The sequence below is a fragment of the Vibrio ouci genome (assembly GCF_004551525.1).
In the GTDB taxonomy this organism is placed as follows: domain Bacteria; phylum Pseudomonadota; class Gammaproteobacteria; order Enterobacterales; family Vibrionaceae; genus Vibrio; species Vibrio ouci.
On record NZ_SATR01000008.1, the window covers coordinates 89101 to 113662 of the forward strand.

General features: G+C 46.1%; 24 protein-coding genes. 14 read left to right on the top strand and 10 right to left on the bottom strand.

Going from position 1 to position 24562, the window contains the following annotated elements:
• Positions 1-80 precede the first annotated feature (80 nt).
• Positions 81-1760: a flagellar assembly protein A gene (locus tag ELS82_RS07565; protein ID WP_134834954.1), complete on the top strand. Its 1680-nt coding sequence runs from the start codon at positions 81-83 to the stop codon at positions 1758-1760.
• 5 nt (positions 1761-1765) lie between these two features.
• Here ELS82_RS07565 and nifW read toward each other — a convergent pair whose 3' ends face one another.
• From nifW to ELS82_RS07585, 4 genes are all read right to left on the bottom strand, one after another.
• Positions 1766-2041 (bottom strand): nitrogenase-stabilizing/protective NifW family protein, encoded by a 276-nt coding sequence (gene nifW, locus ELS82_RS07570; RefSeq protein ID WP_134834955.1) that lies wholly within the window; start codon positions 2039-2041, stop codon positions 1766-1768.
• A gap of 6 nt (positions 2042-2047) precedes the next feature.
• Positions 2048-2662 carry a 3'-5' exonuclease gene (locus ELS82_RS07575; RefSeq protein ID WP_134834956.1) on the bottom strand — a complete coding sequence of 205 codons (615 nt, stop codon included), beginning with the start codon at positions 2660-2662 and terminating at the stop codon, positions 2048-2050.
• A gap of 101 nt (positions 2663-2763) precedes the next feature.
• A complete protein-coding gene (locus ELS82_RS07580) occupies positions 2764-3663 on the bottom strand; it encodes a homocysteine S-methyltransferase family protein (protein ID WP_134834957.1) in 900 nt (299 codons plus the stop codon).
• 136 nt (positions 3664-3799) lie between these two features.
• On the bottom strand, positions 3800-4960 hold the full coding sequence (locus ELS82_RS07585) for a winged helix-turn-helix domain-containing protein (RefSeq protein WP_134834958.1): 1161 nt from the start codon (positions 4958-4960) through the stop codon (positions 3800-3802).
• Between the two features lie 313 nt (positions 4961-5273).
• Between ELS82_RS07585 and ELS82_RS07590 the strand changes: the two genes are divergently transcribed.
• From ELS82_RS07590 to ELS82_RS07620, 7 genes are read left to right on the top strand one after another with little or no spacing between them, the layout of a single operon-like run.
• A complete protein-coding gene (locus ELS82_RS07590; RefSeq protein ID WP_134834994.1) occupies positions 5274-5876 on the top strand; it encodes a DedA family protein in 603 nt (200 codons plus the stop codon).
• Positions 5860-6990, top strand: coding sequence for an ATP-grasp domain-containing protein (locus tag ELS82_RS07595; protein ID WP_134834959.1), 1131 nt, complete (start codon positions 5860-5862; stop codon positions 6988-6990). Before ELS82_RS07590 ends, ELS82_RS07595 begins: the two co-directional genes overlap by 17 nt.
• Positions 6991-7009: 19 nt before the next feature.
• Complete coding sequence (locus ELS82_RS07600; protein WP_134834960.1) at positions 7010-7558, top strand: hypothetical protein; 549 nt, start codon at positions 7010-7012, stop codon at positions 7556-7558.
• A gap of 2 nt (positions 7559-7560) precedes the next feature.
• A complete protein-coding gene (locus tag ELS82_RS07605) occupies positions 7561-8307 on the top strand; it encodes an NRDE family protein (protein WP_134834961.1) in 747 nt (248 codons plus the stop codon).
• Positions 8304-8741: a YHS domain-containing (seleno)protein gene (locus ELS82_RS07610; RefSeq protein WP_134834962.1), complete on the top strand. Its 438-nt coding sequence runs from the start codon at positions 8304-8306 to the stop codon at positions 8739-8741. Before ELS82_RS07605 ends, ELS82_RS07610 begins: the two co-directional genes overlap by 4 nt.
• Positions 8742-8767: 26 nt before the next feature.
• The gene (locus tag ELS82_RS07615) at positions 8768-10513 is read left to right on the top strand and encodes a bifunctional lysophospholipid acyltransferase family protein/GNAT family N-acetyltransferase (protein WP_134834963.1); all 1746 of its coding nucleotides are present in this window, start codon (positions 8768-8770) and stop codon (positions 10511-10513) included.
• A gap of 25 nt (positions 10514-10538) precedes the next feature.
• Positions 10539-11384: a DMT family transporter gene (locus ELS82_RS07620; RefSeq protein ID WP_134834964.1), complete on the top strand. Its 846-nt coding sequence runs from the start codon at positions 10539-10541 to the stop codon at positions 11382-11384.
• Positions 11385-11391: 7 nt separating this feature from the next.
• On the opposite strand, the gene malI is transcribed toward ELS82_RS07620, so the two are convergent.
• Complete coding sequence (gene malI / locus ELS82_RS07625) at positions 11392-12414, bottom strand: Mal regulon transcriptional regulator MalI (RefSeq protein ID WP_134834965.1); 1023 nt, start codon at positions 12412-12414, stop codon at positions 11392-11394.
• 235 nt (positions 12415-12649) lie between these two features.
• On the opposite strand from malI, the gene malX reads away from it, so the two are divergent.
• The 3 genes from malX (at position 12650) to manA (ending at position 16697) form a co-directional block, all read left to right on the top strand.
• A complete protein-coding gene (gene malX, locus ELS82_RS07630) occupies positions 12650-14221 on the top strand; it encodes a maltose/glucose-specific PTS transporter subunit IIBC (protein ID WP_134834966.1) in 1572 nt (523 codons plus the stop codon).
• Positions 14222-14305: 84 nt separating this feature from the next.
• Entirely contained in the window at positions 14306-15508 is a 1203-nt protein-coding gene (locus ELS82_RS07635; RefSeq protein ID WP_134834967.1) for a MalY/PatB family protein, read from the top strand.
• A 1-nt stretch (position 15509) separates the two neighbouring features.
• Positions 15510-16697, top strand: coding sequence for a mannose-6-phosphate isomerase, class I (gene manA / locus ELS82_RS07640; protein ID WP_134834968.1), 1188 nt, complete (start codon positions 15510-15512; stop codon positions 16695-16697).
• A 419-nt stretch (positions 16698-17116) separates the two neighbouring features.
• Here the strand turns inward: manA and ELS82_RS07645 are convergent, their stop codons facing one another.
• The 5 genes from ELS82_RS07645 to ELS82_RS07665 form a co-directional block, all read right to left on the bottom strand.
• Complete coding sequence (locus tag ELS82_RS07645) at positions 17117-17611, bottom strand: peptidylprolyl isomerase (RefSeq protein WP_134834969.1); 495 nt, start codon at positions 17609-17611, stop codon at positions 17117-17119.
• A 71-nt stretch (positions 17612-17682) separates the two neighbouring features.
• Positions 17683-18258 carry a class I SAM-dependent methyltransferase gene (locus tag ELS82_RS07650; RefSeq protein ID WP_134834970.1) on the bottom strand — a complete coding sequence of 192 codons (576 nt, stop codon included), beginning with the start codon at positions 18256-18258 and terminating at the stop codon, positions 17683-17685.
• 134 nt (positions 18259-18392) lie between these two features.
• Positions 18393-18683 carry a putative quinol monooxygenase gene (locus ELS82_RS07655; protein ID WP_134834971.1) on the bottom strand — a complete coding sequence of 97 codons (291 nt, stop codon included), beginning with the start codon at positions 18681-18683 and terminating at the stop codon, positions 18393-18395.
• Between the two features lie 32 nt (positions 18684-18715).
• Positions 18716-19372, bottom strand: coding sequence for an NAD(P)H-dependent oxidoreductase (locus tag ELS82_RS07660; RefSeq protein ID WP_134834972.1), 657 nt, complete (start codon positions 19370-19372; stop codon positions 18716-18718).
• A gap of 264 nt (positions 19373-19636) precedes the next feature.
• Entirely contained in the window at positions 19637-20056 is a 420-nt protein-coding gene (locus ELS82_RS07665) for a universal stress protein (RefSeq protein WP_134834973.1), read from the bottom strand.
• Between the two features lie 202 nt (positions 20057-20258).
• On the opposite strand from ELS82_RS07665, the gene ELS82_RS07670 reads away from it, so the two are divergent.
• Genes ELS82_RS07670 through ELS82_RS07680 form a run of 3 tightly spaced genes read left to right on the top strand, consistent with a single transcriptional unit; the run spans position 20259 to position 24521 of the window.
• Entirely contained in the window at positions 20259-22919 is a 2661-nt protein-coding gene (locus ELS82_RS07670; protein ID WP_134834974.1) for a hybrid sensor histidine kinase/response regulator, read from the top strand.
• A 33-nt stretch (positions 22920-22952) separates the two neighbouring features.
• Positions 22953-23414 carry a hypothetical protein gene (locus ELS82_RS07675; protein WP_134834975.1) on the top strand — a complete coding sequence of 154 codons (462 nt, stop codon included), beginning with the start codon at positions 22953-22955 and terminating at the stop codon, positions 23412-23414.
• 3 nt (positions 23415-23417) lie between these two features.
• Positions 23418-24521 (top strand): porin, encoded by a 1104-nt coding sequence (locus tag ELS82_RS07680; RefSeq protein WP_134834976.1) that lies wholly within the window; start codon positions 23418-23420, stop codon positions 24519-24521.
• Positions 24522-24562 lie beyond the last annotated feature (41 nt).

The following is a 24562-nucleotide window of genomic DNA, read 5'->3' on the forward strand; positions in this document are numbered from 1 at the left end:
CTTAATTTGTCACACTTGTGATACAGCCATTAGAATTAATTCTATACACTCATTCTAGGATGTACATAAGGCAGAATGGCATGTGGGATAAATTTGTCGCTTTTTCTGAGGATAGTCGCCAAGTTATCGCGAAGTTGACCGCAGATATTGTCGTCGATGGCAACTTTGATACGCGAGGGCTTGATGACGCTTTAACTTCAATCGGAGGTCAGGACTACTTTCTGATGGAAGATGAAGTATTACGCTTTATCAACTTGGCAAAAGAGATGAAAAGCGAAGCGTATGTCGGCATTACGATTGCTGAAGTTAGAGATGCGTCTGTTGAAGTCGTGCTCTCCGATCATGATATGCTCGCGAGTATGGTCGTGACAGGTGCTCATAAAGGCGTGCCGCTTAAAGGGCCGCAAATTGTTCAAGCGCTAGCCCAGTCGCATGTGACTAAAGGTATCAATAAGCTTGCGCTGAAAAAAGTGCTAGTGATGAGTCACCAACTCAAACCGGGTGAAACCTTTTCTCAGCCTGTCGCTAAAGGCAAAAATCCTATTCAAGGTGTTGATGCCAAATTTATCCCATTAGTTAAAGATCCTACTAAGCAAGTGCTCGCACCGAAAGAGTCCGCACCGGACGGTAAGGTCGATATGCTCAACCTTGGTGAAACCATCACCGTATCTGAAAATGATCCTCTGATGAAACGCGTACCGGCAACCAAAGGGACGCCGGGTCTTACAGTGCAAGGTAAGGTGATACCACCGAAACCGGGCAATGACGCGATGCTCAAAGAGGGCAAAGGGACAAAAATCTCTCCAGATAATCCAAACCTATTAATTGCCGAAGTCTCCGGTATGCCGATCATCAAAGAGCGCGGAGTCGATGTGGAAGATGCACTTTGTTTGCCAACCATTGGTGTTGCGACAGGCCATGTTAAGTTCAAAGGCAATGTGGTAGTTCTTGGAAATATTGAATCTGATATGGTGGTTCGTGCCACGGGGTCATTGACGGTCGGTGGTTTTATCGAATCTGCCGATGTCCAAGTGCAAGGTGATATTGAGGTCGCGAAAGGCATCATTGGACATAATGTGTCTGAAGACCAATCGAAAAGCTGTATTGTGAAATCTGGCGGTTCAATTACCGCCAACTATGCACAGTTTTCAGAACTGCAAGCGGCTAACGACATTCACCTCAGTGTCCATTGTTTGAATAATGAACTTCGCTGTGGCCATGATCTTGTGGTGGCTGATGCGGCTGAAAAGCAAGGTACACTAAGTGGTGGTCATGCCAAGGTTGGTGGCAAGGTGACGTGTATTAATCTCGGCGTTGAAGGGGATACGGCAACCTACCTACATGCTTTTGCACGTTTCCAAATGTTCAAAGATCGACAAGCAAAACTCAAAGAGCAGTACACACAAGCGCAAGAGCAAACTATGGATATTATTCGTCGAGAGCTCGAGTTTAAAAAGACACCAAAAGCTGAACGTACCGAAGAGCAAGAGCAAGCGTTAGAGGCGGATAAGCAGAAAGCCAATGCACATCTAGAAAAAGTCAAACAAGCTCGTGACCATCACGAACAGGAGTTAGAGGTCGCGCTTGAAGAGTGTAATGTTGAAGTGAAGAGCAAAGTGTACACGCATGTGACGGTTCAATATGGTGAAGAAAAAGTGGTCACCAAGCGAGTACATGGCCCGAGTATATTCAGCTTTAATCAATTTGAAATCAAGTACTCATCGATGTTCGAAGATGAGGATCTAGAACAAGAAGTGTAATCACCTCACCGACGTTGACACGAAGTACACCCGCGACAGGCTGAGCGGGTGTGCTTATCGAGTCGCCCGCGCTGGATTTTACAATAAGCATTTTTAAGCGCTCGACGGCCAGAAAACCAATCATCAGGCTTTTCCAGAATTAAGTAGCCGTTAAAGCGCTTAATTAGCTCAGTGCGATACTCTGCAATAAACTTACTGTCATAGCCAATCTCAAAATAATCTAACGCCTGCTCAATGGATGTAAAGCTGGCGATCTTTTGTTGAATATCAGTTTGGCTCATTTCTGACTATACCGTGTGCTGCTGAAGCAACTTTCCAACTGTCGCTTTACTGGTTTTACTGACTTTTTGCATCAATGAGAATGAAGGCTGGTGGATACCTTGCTGCTGCATATCTTCAAGCATTAATAACCACAGTTTGGAGGTCATTTGTGAATCCGCTAAGGCGCGGTGAAATACGCCATCGTTATCGATGTTCATATAACGAACCAAATCGCCTAGTTTGTGGCTTGGAGCCTCTTGATTCAATCGACGTGAGACTAACAAAGAACAGGCGAATTCACCCTGATAGCTGCGATTAATGCGTTCGAATTCGGCATCGAGAAAGCGCTTATCAAAGGAAGCGTTGTGGGCAACCAGATTGTCATTGCCGATAAAGTCGTTGAAATCAGACATCACTTCCTCGCAGCTTGGAGCTCCGGCTAACATGTTGTTGGTGATCCCTGTATAGCCTTCAATAAATGAACTAACGCGAAAGCCAGGGTTCATCAGTTGTTGGAACGTATCGACCACTTCACCATCAATGAGTTTTACCGCACCAATTTCAATTGCGCGATCGCCCATATTAGGAGAAAGTCCGGTGGTCTCAAAGTCGAGGACAATAACTGAGTTTGCTGCCGCCATGAAGTATTCCTGAAAGATAAAAGGTGGTGTAGATAGATAAAAACGTCGCGCCCAAGTCGAGCGCGCGCAAGTTTATCATTGATTCGCAGCCAACGCCGCGATTATCCATATTGACTCAATTTCCAGTCACTGAGTGCTTGAATGTGTTCTGGCCCAATGCCGCAGCAGCCACCAATGGTTGTCGCGCCTAATTGGTGCCATTGTTGGCTGTAGGCTAGATAATCTTGAGGAGAAAGCTCTCGCATCGCTTGAATCGTATCATTTGCTTCATGATCGCTACCGATCGGAGCAAAGTTGTTGGCATAGACACCAATTTCAACATCAGCATTTAACTCATCGATCACTTGCTTCGCATCTCGTATTGCTTGAGCCATGACTTCAGGGACTGAGCAGTTGAAGTACACTCCATGACCACCAGACTCACAAACTCGTTTTGTTGCCTCTCGGACAGTTTGGCCTGAGCGGATCAACGCGGCGTTGCTTGGCGTGTCTTGCAAAGAGAATGCGTAATAGCAGGTTTTTGGTGTCTGCGATAAAACCGACTGAATGACATTAAACTCTTCAATACTTGAGATGGTTTCTGCTAACCAAATATCGACGTAAGGATCTTGCGCCTCAAACAGGGTGCGGAAGATTTTTTCGCCTTCGACAGCATCAAACAAGTCTGGTCGATAGCTGCCAAACGCGGGTGGCAGCGCGCCAGCGACCTGTACCTGTTTCGCTGTTTGAGCTACGGCATCTTGAGCTAGCATCGCTGCTTCTTTAGCTAGTCGAGCGCCATCAGATTCGTATCGCTCTTTGCCTAAATGGAAGGGGACACACGCGTAGCTATTAGAAATGATGATCTCTGCACCTGCGTGAATGAAATTTTTATGAGCAAGCGTCACGATCTGAGGGGATTCGATCAAGGCTTGAGCGCTCCAAAGAGGCTGTGAGAACGGCGCTCCCATGCGTTTTAGCTCTCGACCCATACCACCGTCGAGAATCGTCAATTTATTCATGTTTAAACTTCAAAGCGACAACAATTATGCTGATAGTTAACCATCTTGGAAAAGAGATCAAATGGTTCATTAATAGCCTAGTTCAAAACCCTCAACACTAGGTTAAATAAATGACGTTTGAGTTGAGTGCTAGCGACTATTTAGCGGTATTTTCAGAGCGCTTTAAGATGGCAAATTGTACGCATTGATTGAATTTCGCAAAAGCTTGAAGCTCTTTCTCCAGTGCAGAGCTAAAAGCGTCCGACCGCTTTATCGAAGGCTCGGTCACTAGGTGTAGCACTTCCAATGTTGAGCTGTGTTTATTGACCTTACAGTCTGCGCGAGCCACCAATTTACCATCCCAAAGAATTGGCAAACAAAAGTAGCCAAACTGCCTTTTAGCTTGAGGTACATAACACTCAATCAAGTAATCAAAATCAAACACTGCGCTGGCTCGTTTGCGTTGAATCAGTAGGTTATCAAACGGAGAGAGGATCTTGGCTTGTTTGCGGTTGAGGCGCTTGTCTAACAAATTCAAAGCTTGGCTGGTGGCGTAGTAAGTTTCCCCATTAACTTCAATAAGCTCGACCTGTTTGTTACTGGCTAGATTTTCCAACGCGTTGACCACATCTGATTTTACATCTTTTAGCTGATAAATCATTTCAGGCAAGCTGCCAAAACCATGCGCTTTGAGGTAATTCATCACTAGGTGCTCAGCATGTTCCTCGCGACTTGGCATTGAGGTATCAATATTGTCAGGCAGTACACGAGCCGTAACATCGTAGACTTTATGGAACCCCTGTCGCTCAGCAATCATCAAATCTCCCTGCATGTAGAGATTCTCCAGCGCTACCTTGGCCGGTTTGCTTCCCCAACCTTGAGTTTTGTTGGCTTTAGACTCGAAATCTTTGGCCATTAATGGTCCTTCCGCTTCAATGCGCGCAAAGACGTTTTTCATTAACTCTCTATCTTTACAGTACCAATGGCGCTGCTGACCAGATTTGATCGCGGCTTTTCTTGGTAAGCTATGGCGATAGTTGGACATTGGCAGATAGGCGGCAGCATGGGACCAATATTCGAAAACCTGTTTGTCTGCGACCAGTTGGTCTAGATGTTTGGGTTGGTAGCTGGGGTTGCGAGCCCAAAGCGTGTGGTGGTGTGCCCGCTGAACGACGGAAATGGTATCAATCTGCACATAGCCAAGCTGCTCAAATGTAGCGAGGGTTTTATCGTAACTGTTCCCTTTAGCAATGCCATTAGGAAGCTGCTGAGAAAACAGCGCCAGCTTTTGTGCTTGTGCCTGTGAGAGTGATGTCATCTTGAGGTTTATTTCCCTTGTTGTCGTCAGCCTTCATGGCCTAAGAATCCTAGAACAAACGGTTAACTATGGTGACTAGTTTCGCTTGTTTTATAGGGTTGCATGACTTCGGTTTGTGCACAAGGGAGCGCGATCTCATTGCAGGTCACGCCGACGAGTCTTGCTAGAGACGAAAAGATAAAAATTTACCGTCAGTGAAATTTTTCTATTGATTAATCTATCTTTATAAATATTCCGAATGCATCGCGAAGTCGCGCTGCATTTAGTGGTGTTTTATGGATGTAGCAGCGCTGCAATGATTTTGGTAGGTAGGATGATTGAGCTAGCAGAGACGATAAGAGAGTGGCTGTTTTACGGTGAAGCGTCTTTGCTGATGATGTTTATCGGCGTTATTTTGCTTTCTTATCTACTCGAAGACCTTGCCATTATTTCTGCCGCAGCACTTGCGGTAGAGCAACTCATGCCCGCCAGTCTAGCTTTAGTCGCCATCTTTATTGGTATCAGTAGTGGTGATTTCGGTCTTTATCTCCTTGGTAAAGCAGCTCAGCGAATTCGTTTCCTTCGCTATCGACTGTTTCGCTGCCAACGCGGGAGAAGAGTAAAGCGCCAGCTACGCCAAAACGCCTTTATGAGCCTGTTTATTATTCGCTTCATCCCTGGATTAAGAACACTTGGTTTTTCGCTGAGTGGGTTTCTTGATGTACCCAAGTGGCAGTTCTTTATCGCTGTGATTACCGCAACCTCACTTTGGACTGCGGTGATATTCGGTTCGTTTTTTCAGCTCGGAAGCAGTCAATGGATTGAGCAAAGCCAATACAGCTGGTTATTGATTCCAGTAGGGCTGTGTTTGATGTGGTTGGTGAATAAATTGATTACTAATACGTTGTTAAGGGGTACTTATGACGCAACTCGCTAACGTTGCAATGGTTCCAGCAGGAAGAGTCAATGCAGGGATGCCTGTATTAGATGAGCCTAAGCGAGTGATTTCACCGTTTGAATTTCTACCAGCTTGGTTTTTTTATACACCTGTTGTCGCGCAAAGTGTTGCGTTGAGCTTGTTTCATCGCGATTGGGCGCTGCCCTTGATTGCCAATCCTGCAATCAAATTGAGCGGAATGGTGGGGGAGTCGAAACATGACATCTTTCACTCCGCAGGTGAACATACCAATCAGTGGATTTTGCCATTTGTCACTGTGACTAAGAGTGATCAAACCAATCAGTCACTGCGTGAGCTCGCCAAAGATAAGCTACAGGAAGCAAACTTAGACTATCCGCTGGTGGCGAAGCCTGATTTGGGCTGCCGCGGGGTCGGGGTCAAGCTTATCCACTCTGATCAGCAGCTCGAAGACTATATCCAATCCTTTCCGCGTTCAGGACGCTTCTTACTGCAACAAAAATCTCACTACAGTGCGGAAGCGGGGGTGTTTTATGTTAAACAGCCAGGAGATACGAAAGGTAAAGTCATCTCGATTACCTTGAAGTATTCACCGCGGGTTATTGGTGACGGCACATCAACACTTAAAGAATTGATTGCTAACTGCCCACGCGCAGGAAAACTCCAGCACCTCTATTTACCTCGACATACCGAACATCTTGAGACCGTGATTCCCGCTAACAACGAATATCAATTGGCATTTGCAGGTAGCCACTCACGAGGCTCAATCTTTCGTGATGGCAACCAGTTCATTACTGAGCAACTGGAGCAGAAGCTAGATGAAGTGTTAGGTGATTTCGACGGTTTTAACTATGGCCGCCTAGACGTGAAGTTTGCCGATATTCAGTCACTCATGAGAGGAGAGAGTTTCGATATCTTGGAGATCAATGGTGCTAGCAGTGAAGCCGCGCATATTTGGGATAGCGACACGCCGCTAAGCGATATTTTCTCGACTTTACTCAAGCAGTACCGCTTGCTCTACCAAATCGGCTCAAAGCATAAGCAGCAAGGGCACCAAACGCCAACTTTGGGGGCGTTATTGCAAGCTTGGCGCGAAGAAAAACTGCTGACTCAACTTTATCCGATGACCGACTAAACCAACTCCGGAGCCTACTATGAAAAATGCTCAGCTTTACGCTGCATCACAACCAGATAAGCGACCCGATCAAACGGTACTCGGGTGTATTGAAACGCTTGAACAAGGTTATCTATTTCTAGAGAGTCTTACCCAGGAAGACTACACCTATCTTGCACAACCCCATGTATCCAGTTCGATCGGCGAGCATTTTCGTCACTGGCTGGATTTGTTTTATGCCATCAAACTGGAACCCTACCACATCGATTACAACGTGCGCCGACGAGGTCACGAAGTGGAGCGTAATCTTCATATCGCCAAGCAGGAAATTAAAGAGCTCAGCGAGTGGTTGTTCCATTTGCCTAATCGTATTTTGAGTCAATCTGTTGCGGTTGAAACCGAAGTGATGCTGTCTCAGACGCACAGCAAGGAAGTCTCTTCGACACTGGAGCGAGAGCTGACTTTTGCTGCTCTGCATGCCACTCATCACTTTGCGATGGCTAAGGTGGTCGCTTCACTGCGTGGTGTGATGTTAGATGCTCAGTTTGGCGTAGCGCCTGCGACAGCAACGTACCAGAGGGCGCAATAGGTATGTGTACATTATCTTGGCTTTACCACGGTAATAACCATTACGAGGTTTATTTTAATCGTGATGAGCAACGCTCGCGCCTTCCTGCACTGGAACCGCAAAACATGATGATCGACGGAGTTCATTGTGTGATGCCGATTGATCCGGTTGGAGGGGGCAGTTGGATCTCAACTAACGAGCATGGAGTGACGGTTTGCTTACTCAACTACTATCAAGGTGAAACGCCAAAAGGGGCGTTGATCAGTCGCGGGCTGATCGTTAAACGCTTGGCCAGCAGCAGCTCTAGCCACAACTTAGATCTTCGCTTGATGGAGATGACGCTGGATCGTTTTGCCCCGTTTACCGTGGTCTCTTTTGATACTCGGCGTACGGCCAATGAAACCGTAGCTTGGACATGGGACGGTCAGCGTTTGTCCCGCTCACGCGCTTGTGCGCCTATGGTCTCAGCGGCGATGCATTTTGAGCAGGCTTCCCAATATCGCTTAAATTTGTTTAACGAACTGGTTGTCACGACGCCAAGCAATGATGTCGGCCGTCTGTTTCATCAAACTCATGACGCTCATTTCCCGCACCTTTCTCCGTTAATGGAGAGAGATGACGCTCGCACTGTAAGTTTTACCTCAGTCATCGTGTCCTCTACTAAGCAGGAGATGAGTTATCGCTCCGTGGATGATGATCGAACTATCGATTTTCAAGGTTATCAACGCTGGCTACGTTCACCTATTGCTGAACAAGGAGTATTTAAATGAACAAGTTATTAGCCCTAATTCTTTCTCTAATGAGTTTCTCTGTTTTTGCCGAAGATCCAATTTACACCGGTTTCTTTAGCAATAAAGCACTCGATGGCTATGACACCGTCGCTTATTTTACGGACGGTAAACCTGTCAAAGGGAACAAGCAGTGGCAAACCGAATATCAAGGCGCAGATTGGTATTTTTCTTCACCAGAAAATCTCAATAAATTCAAAGCCGATCCGCAAGCGTATGCCCCTCAATACGGTGGCTATTGTGCGTGGGCCGTTTCAGCTAAAAATGACTTTGCTCCGGCAGATCCAAATCAGTGGGCGATTGTCGATGGCAAGCTGTACCTGAATTACAACGCCGAAATCAAAGCGTGGTGGGATGACGATCGCAGCGGCCACATTACTCAGGGCGACCAAAACTGGCCAGCACTGCTTCAATAAACACTCGCAAGTAAGAGAGACGCATTATGATCACCAGTCCTTTTCGATTACCGCGTAAAACGCCCTTTGGATTAGGGGAGTCCGTTGTTGAGTGGGCGACCGGCCTTGCCACGCTAGATGCACTTTATCAGCAAGAAAAGCTGCCTGAAAATAGCATCGAATTTATGCATGAAGCACTCGCGCGTATCGGCACTCAGTATCGTGTCGATCATGGAAGTGTGGAAGATGTTCCCAGCCAGGGACCAGTGCTTATTGTGGCTAATCACCCGTTTGGTGGGATTGAAGGGATCATTTTAGCGTCGCTTATTTCACAGGTGCGTGAGGATGTGAAGGTGCTTGCCAACGAACTGCTCAAACGTATCCCAGAGCTTGATGAGCTGTTTATTGGCGTCGATGTATTTGGTGGTGAGCAAGCAAAATCGACCAACCGCCGCGCAATCAAAGCGGCCAATCAACACTTGAAAGACGGTGGTGTATTGATTGTCTTTCCAGCGGGTGAAGTGTCAGATTGGCAATCAAAAGAGCATAAGGTGACGGATAAAGAGTGGAGTAAATCGGTCGCTAAGTTTGTCCGTCATGCTGAAGCGACCACGGTGCCAATCTTCATCAATGGCATGAACAGCAAGCTTTTCTATCAAGCGGGGAAGATTCATCCACTATTAAGAACTGCATTGCTTGGTCGCGAGCTACTCAATAAGTCGGGTCAAACCATCTCAGTGTCAGTGGGGCAGCCGATTCCTTACAGTGAGATAAAAGATTTTGCCAGCGACGAAGATATTACTCGTTACTTTCGCCTTAACACGTACTTGATGAGCAGTTTTGAGGATGAGAAAACACAAGTGTTGGCGCAGAGCAATGGAGAGCCGATTATTGCCCCAGTCGATATAGAATTGCTTGAGCGAGAACTCTCTGTATTAGACCAGTTCCAGCTATTGCAGCAAGGCGATTTTGATGTCTATTGTGTGCCGACGGCTTATATCCCCAATATGATGCTGGAGATTGGCCGCGTGCGAGAGGAGAGTTTTCGAGAAGTGGGAGAAGGGAGCGGACAAGCGTGTGACATCGACAAGTTTGACTCTCACTACCGACAGCTATTTGTCTGGAATAGAGCCAAGCGTGATTTAGTCGGGGCGTACCGCTTAGGATTAGTCGATGAGCTGGTCGAAAAGGGCGGTATTGAAGCTCTCTACTCGACCAGTCTGTTTAAGTATGACGAGAATTTTGTCGCAAGTTTAGGTCAGTCGATTGAGCTAGGGCGCTCTGTGGTCGCTCACCAATATCAGCGTAACATGCACTCACTTTTACTGCTCTGGAAAGGCATTGCCGCTTTTGTGCAGCGCAACCCGAAATATACTCATCTATTTGGTCCGGTGAGCATCAGCAATGACTATAGCCCAGTTGCCAGACAGTTAATCGCGTCGGTAATGTCTGTTCACTACTATGATGATGAGAAGGCCAAATTAGTTGCGCCAACCACTCCGCTTGAAAAAAGTGGTCAGGAGTTTTGGCGCCCGGATATGTTGAGCTCACTATCTAAGTTGCCACTACTGTCCAAAGTTTTGAGCCGCCTTGAACAAGGAATGGGGCTGCCTGTGCTGCTTCGCCAGTATTTAGGTATGAACGGTAAGCTGGTTTGCTTTAACGTTGACCCTGCGTTTAACTATGCGCTAGATGGACTGATCGTGGTGGATTTGACTAGCGTTCCTGCGCGTACGTTAGGTAAATATATGGGGCGACAAGAAGCTCAGGTGTACTTAGAACATCATCAATAACTGGGTTTTTATCTAAAGGATCATTATGCCGACGTCTTTGACGCTACCTATTGCCTTAATTGCTTTTGCTGCTAATTCCTTTTTCTGCCGTTTTGCGCTCTCAGAGCAGTCAATTGAACCCGGTGCCTTTACCTTGATTCGCCTGTTATCTGGCGCATTGACCTTAGTTATTCTGATGAAGATTAAAGGGGAGTTTCACGCTAATTTCCTTTCGTCTGGCCGCAGTTGGCTTGCTGGTGGTGCTCTGTTTGGCTATGCCGTGGCATTTTCCTTCGCATACACCGAGCTCTCTACCGGAACGGGCGCTCTGATTTTATTTGGTGTTGTCCAGCTGACTTTGATTGCGGCTTATATTGTCTTAGGCCAAAGGTTAGGGCTATGGGAATGGCTAGGGGTGCTGCTCTCTATTAGTGGTTTTGTCGTATTGATGTTGCCATCGGCTCAAACGCCGGATTGGGGAATGGCGCTGCTGATGGCCGTTTCTGGGCTATGTTGGGCTGGGTTTACTCTTGCAGGGCGATACAGCAGTGATGCACCTTCAGTCTCAATTACTCAAGGCTTTTTCATTGCGACTCTTTTGGCACTCGCAACAAGCCCATTGCTACTGACTTCGCACATACCAGAGCTTTCGGGTCTGCTATGGGCAATGATGTCAGGCGTACTCGCTTCAGGCTTTGGCTACATTCTTTGGTATCAGGTTTTGCAAAAGATTTCGGTACTTCAGGCGTCAGTTGCCCAACTTTCTGTGCCAGTCATTGCATTCGTTGCTGGCGGTATCGGGTTAGGAGAAGCCATCACTTCAACCTCGGTGATAGCTTCAATGTTAGTGCTCGGAGGGATAGGCCTTATCTTCGTTATGAAGCGAGATTAGATCTGAATTAAGCTGAATCACGCACAATTAGCTCGGGTGGAAGGATTAAGCTATATGGCTGAGGGTCTTCTTGCTTCAGTTGGTTGATCAACCTTTTAGCGGCTTGTCTTCCCATCTCTCGTGCATTGGAGTTGATAAAGGTGAGCGATGGCTCGGTGAGTTCTGCCTCTTCAACATCATCAAAGCCAATCACTGAAACTTGTTCACCAATAATCTGATCTTTTCCGATTGAGCGCCCGGCACGATTTACACCGTAAACTGCGCCTAATGCGGTAGAGGAATGGTGGCACAAAATCGCGGTGATTTGAGGATGCTCAAGTAACAATTGTTGAACAGTTTGTGCGGCTGAAGCTTGGCTTTTTCCACACTCGACCACCCATTCAGGCTTAAAGGGTAAGCCAAACTGCATCAATGTTGAGCAGTAGCCGCCAATGCGCTCTGCTCGACACAGAGAACTGCTTTTTCCGCCGACATAGGCGATTCTTCTATGCCCTTGTTTAACAAGATGTTCTGTTGCTAGCTTGGCCGCGTACATATTATCAGGCCCGACGTAATCAATTTGTTTATCGACGGACGCTCGGGAAATACACACTATCGGTAGATTATGCTCTTTTAGGTTATCGACATTGAACTGCTGGCTTTCTCCGATTGGACAAAATGCAATCCCTCCCACGCCTTGTCTGGCCATGGTTAGAACACATTTTTCAAATTTTTCTTGGCTATCACCACTTTGCGCAAGAAACAGCATGTAGCCTTGTTGTTCAATCTCCTCGCTTAAGCCAGCTGCGACTTCAGCGTAATAAGGGTCACTAATGTCCTTAAGAATCAAACCGATGATTTCGCTTGAATTAGAGCGTAGGTTCGCGGCAGCACGATTACGAATGTACCCCAGCTCTTCAACGGCTGAAGTGACTTTTTCGATGGTGTCAGGAGATATTCTGCCTTTGTTGCCCAGTACCATCGAAACAGTAGTGACAGAGACTCCAGCGTGTTTAGCGACTTCTGTAATGGTCACTTTCTTTGACGACATAGCTTCACTTTTAGATGATTAAAACGTTTTATCAGGAAACTTTACCCCTATTGACATGATTTTAAAAGCCCCACATTAAGTATGGGAAAACTTGTTTAACTTGATCACAGATATTTTGGTAAAACGTTTTATCAAAATTTTATCGGCGTATATTGAGCACATAAATAAAGAAATTCATGCACACATATCGTGCTGTGCATGAGCCCTACAAGTTCTCAATTTCCGGAGACGTTTTATGTCTAATACTAATAAATCGACCATGTGGGAGTTCTTGCAAAGCCTCGGCAAGACGTTCATGTTGCCTGTTGCGCTACTTGCGTTCTCAGGTATTTTGCTTGGTGTCGGCAGCTCATTGTCGAGCTCAGCAATCAAAGAAGCGATCCCTCTTTTAGACAATACTTTGCTTCAATATCTATTTATGTGGATGACCAAGATTGGCTTGGTTGCCTTCATTTATCTTCCGGTGATGTTTGCTATCGCGATTCCCCTTGGCTTGGCTCGTGAAGAGAAAGGCGTTGCCGGCTTTGCGGGTTTCGTTGGATATGCCGCGTTCAACCTAGCAATCAACTTTTTCTTAACCGTTGCTGGCGTACTCGGTGATGAAGCGCAGCGTTCAGCGTATGGCGTGAAAAGTATTATCGGTATCGAATCTATCGACACGGGGATTCTAGGCGCCGTGATGGTGGGTATCATCGTGGCTAAGCTTCATCTGCGTTATTACACATTTAAAATGCCAGATGCATTGGCTTTCTTTGGTGGTACACGTTTCGTCCCAATCATTTCTGCAATCGTATTGGGTGTGGTTGGTGTCTTCATTCCGTTTGTGTGGCCTTACTTTGCGGCTGGCATCAACGGTATTGGTTACGCGATTGCAGGAGCTGGTGATTTTGGCCCAATGCTATTCGGTACTGGTGAGCGACTACTACTGCCTATAGGTCTTCACCATATCTTAGTGGCTCTGATTCGTTTCACCGAAGCGGGTGGTACGATGGAAGTGTGTGGTCAAACGGTCTCTGGTGCGCTGAATATTTTCTACTCAGAGCTTTCTTGTCCTGATACCACTGCATTTACCCCAGAAGTGACGGCTTTCTTATCACAGGGCAAAATGCCAACTTTCCTTGGCGGTCTGCCGGGTGCAGCATTAGCTATGTACCACTGTGCTCGACCTGAAAATCGCTCGAAAATCAAAGCGCTACTTATCTCAGGTGTCGTTGCTTGTGTGGTGGGTGGTATTACTGAGCCTCTAGAATTCTTGTTCCTGTTTGTTGCCCCAGTGCTTTACTTCATCCATGCCATCTTAACCGGTGTTGGTTTTATGGTGATGGGTATGTTGGATGTCACAATCGGTAATACCGACGGCAATATCATCGACTTCTTAGTCTTCGGTGTTCTGCAAGGCACAGCAACCAAATGGTACCTAGTTCCTCTTGTCGCTGGTATTTGGTTCGCGGTTTACTACTCGGTGTTCAAATTTGCTATCACTAAGTTCAACCTTAAGACTCCAGGGCGCGAAGTTGATACAGCGGAAGTGGATAAAGAGCTCGAAGCGGCATTTATCAATGAGTCTGGCAAAGGTGCGGCAGTGCTAGCAGCGCTAGGTGGTAAAGAGAATATTACCGCACTAGATAACTGTATTACTCGCCTACGCATGTCAGTGAACGATATGAGCTTGGTCGACGACGCTAAACTAAAAGCACACGGCGCTTTAGGTGTGGTGAAGTTGGATGAGCATAACCTGCAAGTGGTGATCGGTACTCAAGTGCACCTCGTTAAAAATGAGATGCAGTCCATCATGTCGGCTAGTTAAGCATTACTTCGATATTTTGCTCCTCCCTCGGCACACTTATAAATTCCCCCAGTGCTGAGGGAATTCTCTCCTTGGATAATTGATATGACTCAGAACTTTGACTTCGATACTCCTATTGATCGCATTGGTACTTACTGTACCCAGTGGGATTATGTTCAAGATAGATTTGGCAAGCCGGGATTGTTGCCATTCACCATTTCAGATATGGATTTCGCGGCCCCTGAATCGGTAATCAGGACTCTTCAACAAAGATTAGAGCACCCAGTGTTAGGTTACAGCCGTTGGAATCATGATGATTTTAAGCGCGCAATCAGTTATTGGTATCAAGCTCGCTTTGACTGCGAAATCGATAAAGAATGTTTGGTTTATGGCCCTTCAGTTATCTATATCGTCTCAAAACTGATTGAGCAATGGTCAACTCCGGGGCAAGGGGTGATCTTTCACACGCCTGCTTATGATGCTTTTGACAAAATGATTGAGGGGCAGGGAAGAAAGTGTATTCGTTCACCGTTAATCAAAGAGAAGCATCGATTTGAAATCAATTGGCAAGACTTAGAGCACAAGCTGGCTGATAGCAACAATACAGTGCTATTGCTCTGTAGCCCTCATAACCCAACGGGGAGAGTATGGAGCAGAGATGAGCTAGAGAGGCTCGCTCGTTTATGTGAAAAGCATGGAGTTAAGGTAATCTCTGATGAGATCCACATGGACGTTAGCTTCAAGCCACATACGCCGTATACCGGCTTTGGCAACTCCTCTGATTGGGCATTGGTTACTTCGGCGTCGAAGTCATTCAACATACCCGCTCTTAATGGGGCCTATGCGTTGATCCCTTGTCAAAATGCCAGAGCGAAGTACCTACATAAGCTGAAAGAAGTCGATGGGCTTTCTTCTCCTTCAATTCTAGGTGTGCTGGCGATGATGGCTGCCTACAATGAGGGAGAGCCATGGCTCAATGCACTCAATCAATATGTACACGCTAATCATGAATATGTGAAAGCGGTGCTAGAACAAGCCTTTCCCGAGCTTTGTTATACCGTGCCAGATTCAACTTACCTGGCTTGGTTAGATCTTTCTCCTTTGAATCTCGGTATGTCACAGCTTAATCAGGCGTTAATCGAACAATTCGATGTCGCGATTATGTCTGGTGAAGTTTATGGTGAGACAGGGAAAGGGTACCTTCGCCTCAATCTTGGCTGTCCACGATCCAAAATTGAGCAAGGATTAACTGCACTTATCAAAGCGATTGGTTTGCAACGCACTGCCATTAATCAGGGAGTAGAGTGACATGTCTTTGTTCAAGCTGAATAACGTAATCCAAAACTATGCTTGGGGCAGCAAAGAGTCGATTTCAAAGCTGTTTGGTATCGATAATGCTGAGCATCAACCTCAGGCTGAGATCTGGATGGGCGCCCACCCGAACGGTTGCTCACGAGTTGCGTCAACAGGGGAGTTGTTGTCGGATGTGATAGCCCAAGACAGCAAAAACATGTTTGGCGACTATACGGCAAGACGTTTTGGTGAGCTGCCGTATCTATTCAAAGTACTCGCGGCCGAGACACCCCTCTCAATTCAAGTACACCCAAGTAAGCACAAAGCCGAGGCGGGTTTTGCTCGAGAAAATGAGCAAGGTATTGCGCTTGATTCTGCATGTCGCAACTACAAAGATCCTAACCATAAGCCAGAGCTCGTCTATGCATTGACCTTTTATAAGGCGATGAATGGCTTTCGCCCTATTAATCAGATTGTTAGCTTATTTCAGCAAGCGGGTATCGAGAGTTTGTCGGCGGAAGTTACTGCACTTGAAAGCAAGCCGAATAGTGCTGGTCTGCGTGAGTTTTTTACTGCGGTGATGTCACTTGATGAGCAGAAAAAAGCCAACGTGCTGGCTGATCTAGAACAAGCGCTAAAGCTAGGTCCAAAGACAGCCCTACTTCGTGAAGTGTTTGGGTACGTGGCAGAGTTTAAAAAGCACTACCCGAGTGATATTGGTCTATTGTCGCCATTGCTCTTGAATACGGTAGAACTCGCTCCGGGAGAGGCGATGTTTCTTCATGCCGAGACGCCTCATGCTTATGTGCAAGGGACAGGGCTTGAGATTATGGCCAACTCAGACAATGTACTGCGTGCAGGGCTAACGCCTAAGCATATTGATGTGGATGAGTTAATTGATAACACGCGCTTTCAATCGACCAATCCAGACAAGATCAAACTGTTGCCAATCGAGAAAGAGGGCAAGCTCAGTTACCCGATTCCCGTAGACGATTTTGGCTTTGATATTGTGACAGTAAGTGATGTCGCCAAGCAGCAGTACCTGCGCAGCGCCGAGATACTGTTTTGTGTTGAGGGCGAGGTATCAATCGAAGTCGAGCAACAGACGCTACTGCTGCGACCTGGGGAGTCGGTATTTATTAGTAATGATTCAGGGGTGTATCAATGCCAAGGCAATGGCATTTTAGCCCGCGCTTATAATTAGGTTTATTGCTTCCAAATAAAAAACCCCAAGCAGATTGCTTGGGGGTTTTTCGTTTAAAGGCGTAATCACAAACCCGTTGGTATACAGGTTAACAGCAGTCACCGTGTCTATTATGCTCCGAATGAGAGGATGACGAGTCATGGTGATCGGAGAAAAGACTATGCGTGTGCCAATCCCAATTTTCTCCCCACCCATCTAGGGCATAAGCGCTGCCGGCGGATAGCCCAAACAGGACCAGCAACGCGATCGCGAGTTTCTTCATTCTAGCCTCCTAGCTTTTGGTTTGTTCGCTCAAAAGCATTATGGGTGGTTAGAATAAATAACTGCCTTAACTTTACTCTTCTTTACAAAGTATAGTGATCCTGAGCCAGACAATGCTATTTTCGTAAGAAAGCTCTGACTTCCCAGTTCAAGGTATGTTACTCGACGATGGTTACTTTCTCGATTTTGATGCTGTCTAGAGGTACGTCATCATGGCGTTTTTTCGTGCCAGTCATCGCTTTACCGATGTTGTTGACCACTTCCATACCGGCAGTCACTTTGCCAAATACGGCGTAACCCCAACCGTTATTGGTTTTGGCGGTATGATCAAGAAAGTCATTGTCGTCTAAGTTGATAAAGAACTGCGCAGTTGCGGAATGCGGCGCATCGGTGCGAGCAAATGCAATGGTACCGGTTTTGTTCTTCAATCCACGATTCGCTTCATTGGCGATAGGCGCGTGAGTCTCTTTCTTGGTCATATCTTCAGTATGACCGCCACCTTGAATCATGAAGCCATCAATCACACGGTGAAAAATAGTGCCTTCATAGAAGCCTTCCTGACAGTAGAGGAGAAAGTTTTTAGAGCTGACAGGCGCTTTTTCCATGTTCAGTTCAATTTCGATGTCGCCATAGGTGGTGGATAAGATAATCATGGTTTTCTCTCAGGTGTATGTTAACCGGGTGATTGTAGCAGATTTAAATGGGATCCAATCTGTGATTGGCTTTAACGCCACGCTAATAGGCCGTAGTGGTATGGGCAGCTTTGCTCAATATCGACGCTTTGAATATTTTGAAAACCGGCGTGTTCCATCCATTGAATGATTTGCTCCGGTGTAGGGCGAATATCAAGGGAAGGGCCACGAGGCGTTTCGATGTCACTGCGCCAATGAATCACGGAAAGACAGCCCCCAACTTCAAGATTGCGGTGCGCCTCTTTAAGCAGTGCCACAGGGTTTTCTAAATGAAGTAGGTTGTAAATCATTACCCCTTGGTGACTTTGTTCTTCTTGTCCGGTGCCAAGTTGAATAACATCCCTTACGGTCGCTGATAGGTTGGGAAGTGCTTGCTTTTTCGCCAGGTCATTCACACGTTCTACCATATCAGGTTCAATATCAAAGCTGGTTAATCGGCCAGTTAGGCACGTCGCAACTGGCAGGCTAAATGTGCCGTATCCGCAGCCAACTTCTAGCCAATCACCGTTACGATTTTGTTGCGGGATCAACGTATCTAATGCTTGCTCGACGTTAAAAAAACTTGCCCAATACTGCTCTTGTGGCATGCCACTATCTCGGACTTTCATGTTTTAACCTTCTCGGATATTCAAGGTGACTATTCATACCACCTACTATGCTGAAACGGTATTTTAGCGTGATTAATAAAAAGAGAAAGCCCTGCGGGCAAGCAGGGCTTTAAAGGCAATGAATTGAAATCTAGCTAAGCAATGTGAGTCATTTGATTGAGAGTGAATGACTCCACAGCGCCTTCAACTGCAGCAATATAATCTGCGATGTGCGCCGTTGCTAAGTGCGCCTCTAGCGCGGCTGGCGACGCCCAATTCTCATGGAAAACAAAATGAGCTGGGTTAGCGTTGTCTTGATGAAGGTCGTAGTTAATGCAACCGTCTTCTGCGCGCGTCTTATCTATCAGCTTGATCAGCTCAGCTTTGACCAATTCAACTTGGTCTTGTTTGGCAATGATATTGGCAATAATCGTAAGTTTACTCATTGGTTTTTCTCGGCTTGTTTGAATGGTGTGACTTACAGCGTAGTGACAACATCGTCCATCGCTAGGCGTGCTTTAGGCAAACCGTGATTGTAGTCTTCGCCATCTTTGTGGTAGCCAATTGACAGCGCAAGCTCACATACGTGGCCTTCTAGCTCTTCAGAGAATGCTTTGCCGATAAGTTCGCCATCAACCCCTTCCATCGGCGTTGAATCAATGCCTAAACGCGCTAGTGTGTGCATTAGGTTACCTAGCGCGATGTATGTTTGCGCTTTAGTCCAGTTACCGTTGAAGCCAGTTTCATCGGTATTCATTTCAGCAAATGCGTAAGCGCCCATAAAGGTGTCATACATGTCCGCTGGTAGGTGCCCTGATGTCACTTCTGCATCAACTCGCTTAGCGAATTTCTCTTTAGTGAATTTTGGATCGTAAGCGAATAGCACAGTATGAGACGCTTCTTTCGCATGCGGTTGGTTGAACTGGTGCATGTTAGCAAACGTGTCATGGAATTTTTGTTTTGCTTCTTCGCTCTCAAGAACAATGAATTTCCATGGTTGGGAGTTGATTGAAGAAGCTGATAGGCGCAGCGCCTGTTTAATCACATCCATATCTTCAGCAGAGATACGCTTTTCAGTGTCGTATTTTTTTGCTGTGTAACGAGTGTTTAAGTCTTTGATGATTGGGTGAGTCATGCTGATTCCTAACTATCTAAATTTGATGGATGACTAGGGTTCTATGTTCAGTTGTTCAATCGTCAGAGAACATATCCCGCTGGCTACGTGTTTGGTGCAGCTTGTGTCGATGGAGGTAATTTAATGACTTTCGTGGCGAGGAAACAGAGCAGAATACTCCAATCACTATGGAAGAAAATGTCCATAATAAAGTTAGTGAAGCGATAGTGTAAGGTAGGAAAGTCTAGCGGAGGGGGTCCGCTAGACGAGGTGAGGGCGCTTACCCTACATAGGCACGACTAAAATGTCGACAGGCGACTTATCTACGAGGTGTTTTGAGTACGATGCGATTTTGCTCCAAAAGTCGTGGTGGTGGCCGCAGATAAGCAGGTCAATATGGTTTGTTTCAATCGTCTCTTGCAGTTTCTCCGCTAAATCTCCGGTACCAACTAGGATGTGTTTGATTGGTCGTTCACTATAAGCTTCAAACTCTCGGATCTCTTTGATGGTTTTTTCACCGAGTGGGTGCTCATCGTTATCGAGTTGAATATCAACCAGTTCTGGATAAATTTCCCCGTGGGTGCCGTCGATGTGCACAAAAGAGACGTAAGCGTTGGTAAGTTCGGCTAGATAGGATGCCCTGTCTATGAGCATCTTACTTTCATCAGTGCGTTCAAGTGCAACCAGTATGTGCGTATATCTCATGATCGAGTCCTCATTGTCAGTACCTGTTATAACCTTAATCATTGCAAGGGCAAAAGGGTGTTAACTGGGTCGCGAATCCTTATAAGTTTTTCATTTATTCCTCTAATTTGTGGTCTGTTCAAATTGTAGACAGTTTTGAGCGTACGAAGTGTTTAATGCTGTGCTACGCTTTTCATATAATAAAAAAACATGGATGTTATATATGGCTAGGGCTTCATTTGCGCGCAATGTCTCTGTCAGGCATAAGCTTTTTGTACTGGTCGCAATGCCAGTATTGCTGCTATTGGTATTTGTCGGTTGGCAAGTGCACCTTTTGTCTGGACAGATGGAAAGCCTAGAAAAATCAAAGAAATATGTAGACTTCTTAGCCAAGAGTAGTCAGTTGTATCAAGCTGACGAAGGCTCCTACCTTGTTATTCCAACAGCAGAGTCTCTACAGGTGCTTTCCTCTTCGGTATTTGGAACGGAGCAAGAAACATCAGTAAATAATCTTATTTTTGAGTTGAAAGATGCTCGCTCCCAACGACGCAGAAATAGCGATGTATATGACGAATTAGATAATGAAGAGTGGAGTGCAGATGTTTATAAGCAACTGCTCATCAAGCTTGAACGAGTGAGTTTCTCAGGAGTGAAGCCAGAAGTTGCCCAGCATTTGTCTGCGTTATTGCAACTAGAATGGCTAATGTTTTGGTCATCAGAAGAGACTCGTATCACTAGGGGGCTGATTGAAATATGGAATCAGTACGAGGAGTTTGACAGTGAGGTTCATGAACAAACTCTTGCTTTGGTACAAAACCAGCAACTTTATTTAGAGCGCTTTGTGACCCTTAATGCCGATGAGGCGCAAGTCAGCATGATGCTGGAAGTATTCAGCGACAAGGCCTTTAGCCAGAGCCAAGAATTTCGTCAGCGTCTTGCCGATCAAGCCTCTATCAGCACACTTTCAGCAGAGGAGCTCAACCAAGGACTGTCAGCGCTGTCTGCTAGGTTGACCTTATTGAAAAAAGTGGGTTCGACGATCGAGTTACAACTAAGCTCTGCGGTGGATAGTGCAATCAGCCAGGCTGAAAAGCAGCGACTCATTTCGCTCGGTTTAGTCTCTTTGCTGACGATTTTAGTCATGGTCTTTGCCATCAAGCTTGCTCAGCGCCTCACCACTAACCTAAAGGCGGTGTTAGAGTTTTTAAGTCACGACGATGCCACTTCATTACCAAGTCTAAGCAAATCGGTTCAAGGCAATGATGAGCTTAACCAGTTTGCTGTTGAAGTTGAACGATTAACGATTGAAAGGCAACAAGCTCAAGAGCGCTTAACGCTCGCCAAAGAAGATGCCGAGAAAGCCAAAGATGCAGCGATTCTGGCCTGCAAAGCAAAAAGCAGTTTCTTAGCCAATATGTCCCATGAGATCCGCACGCCCTTGAATGGCGTTATTGGTATTACAGAGGTGCTTTCTGATACCGATCTTAACCCAAGTCAAAAAGACTACGTTGATACGATTGAAACCTCTTCACAGCTACTGCTTAGTTTGATCAATGATGTGCTCGATTTCTCGAAAATTGAATCAGGAATGTTGTTGGTGAGCCCGCACTCGACTTGTGTGCGTGAGTCCATTTATGACATTGCTTCTATTGTTGCCCCTCAGGCTAAAGAGAAGGGCATTGATCTTCATGTGTCGATCAGCTCTGAAACCCCTTATCGGGTTATGGTGGATGACCACCGCTTAAGACAGGTGTTAATGAACTTTATGTCTAATGCGGTGAAGTTTACCAGTAGCGGTGTGGTGTCGCTGCAGCTGTCAAGTAAGCATGTGGGTGAAAACATCATTGAGATGACCTTTGCAGTACAAGACACCGGTGTCGGTATCGATGAGCAGCAACAGCAGAAGATTTTCGAACCTTTTTCACAAGAAGATGACTCAACGACCAGACAGTTCGGTGGGACAGGGCTTGGCCTTGCGATCAGTACACAATTGGTCGAGCTAATGGGCAGTAAGATTGAGGTGACGTCGACCAAAGGAGAAGGCAGCCGATTCTATTTCACTCTGGCTTTGCCAATTGATGTTTATCACTACCCAACCAAAGAAGACGATAAGGTTGACGCTCCTATTTCTGTGGTCTGTAAAGATGACGGGCTAGCCGAGTTACTCGAAAATGAGCTGCGCTTCTATGGTTTAACAGTCGGGGAAAGGTTCTCTCACCTTAACGGTCTTGAGCGCCACTTTGATCAACAAGATAAGCCAATTCTGCTGGTCGCTGAGTGTGAAAAGAACGCCCTATTTGTCAGCGAGACTCAACTTCAGCAAGCTAAGAAGCAAGGCTTCCAAGTCTGTTTAGTTCGCCACTTTCTTGCTAAACGCCACAATTTTGGGGACACAATTCGCTCATTAGTCACTAGACCACTGTTAGGCCAGAGGCTGCTTAGAGGCGTCAAAGCCTGTGATGTAATACCTAAACGTAGCTTCAAGTTCTCTGATTCCCTCAAAAGCTTACAGGGCCACAGAATTTTGATAGTGGAAGATAATCGAGTGAACCAAAAAGTGGCTTCTTTGCTATTGGCTAAGGCGGGCTATCAATTTGATATTGCAGATAACGGTCAGATAGCACTCGACAAATTCCAAAGTGACGAACACTACGATTTGATTTTGATGGACTGCATGATGCCGGTGATGGATGGTTTCACTGCAACTCGAGAAATTCGCCAGATAGAGACTCAATTTGGCTTAACCAAAACACCAATTATCGCGCTGACGGCGAGTGTACTTGACGACGATATACAGCGCTGTTTCGAATCAGGGATGGATGCCTATGTAGCAAAACCAGTGAAGAAGGAAAAGCTACTCCACGAAATTGCCAATGTAACGTGATGCCAGATCGGTCAGTGAAGAGGTGTTTCTAGCGTGTACTTCAGCAGAATCATTGTTGGTTTAATGATTGTTGGGCTTAGCCTATTTTCAATACCCATCAATGCGAATCCAGATCTAGACAATCTACCTATAGCGATTTTTTCGATAGACCCTGTTTTTTCAGAGCTGTCACAGTCGAAAGCGCGCAAATTATATCGAGGAAAAACCAAGCGTTTGGATGGAAAACGAGTCGAGCTCGCGGACTGGCCAGAGCACACTACTGAGCGAGTCAGCTTTTATCACGCCTTATTAGGTAAGAACCCCGCACAGATGAACGCCCATTGGGCAAGCTTATCGTTTTCCGGTAAAGCAAGACCCCCTAAAGAGATAGCGAATGCCGATATTGAATCACTCTTGGCTTGGATGTCCGAAAAGTCACACCGAATTGGCTACGCGCCACTTAACCAACTACCTGACAATGCCACCATTTTGTATGTCGTCAGTAGGGAGAAATAACGCATGAATAAGATGAAAGTTCTAGCCGTGCTTAGCGTGTTCTCTTGGCCTGCTTTAGGGGCGATCGAAGTGACGGATAATTTTTCGATAAGTGGCTTTGGCTCGACATCATGGGCTAAGTCAGACAATCAAGAGCCACTGATGGTGCATCGAAACATTACCGATGAGAGTTGCTATGATTGTGACACCATCTTTGGTCTGCAACTCGATTACTTCCGCAATGCCTTCAAAGCATCCGTTCAGGTAGTGAAACGACCTCAAGATCATTGGGATGAACCAGAATTGGAATGGGCTTATGTGGGCTATGAATGGCAGGCGTTTGAATTTAAAGCTGGCCGTTTACGATTGCCACTATTTTTGGCCTCCGAATACTACTACGTCGGTCAAGCGTACACTTCGGCTCGCCCTGCCTCTGAGGTTTATGACAGTGCTTTAGGCATTACGGCCTATAACGGCTTAAGTGCGAGTTGGCACTATGAAGTATCTGATTCTTTGACCGCTATGGTTACCCCCTTTGTTGGCTTTAAAGATACCAATGAAATTCAATATAACCAGCAAACCGAATTTAAGTTTGAGTCGAGTCGTTTATGGGGGCTTGACCTTAACTTGTTTGGTGATGGGTATCGTTGGCACTTTGCCTACATTAGTGCCGACTACGACCAAACCCTGACGATGTATGATGTGGTGCAAAGCTTGCCTTCGGGAGGTTCAATAACGATACCGAAAATTGTTACTGAAACGAAAGATCAAAATATAGAGTTATGGTCTTTGGGGCTGAAGTATGAGTTTGGTCAATCTACGTTGCGAGCTGAAGGGCAGATCAACGATTTATCTTCCTCATTGTATGCGACAGGTGAGCATCATTTTGGTCGCATAACACCTTACATCACTTATGGTATCGAGTTTGACCACAGTGAGCATAAGGAAAGCGATAGTTATCTTATTGGCGCACGATATGACTTGCTGGATAACTTGTCATTGAATGCTGAGTGGCAATACTTTGAAGTGTCGAAAAGCAATGGACCCTTTGTGACAGCTCCAATAGGGTCGACACCTGACGATACTGATGCGCACTTATACACTTTGATGATTAACTTCGTCTTCTAGAGCGCTTAGCCTATCAAAACGAGGAACAAGATGTGGGGAGT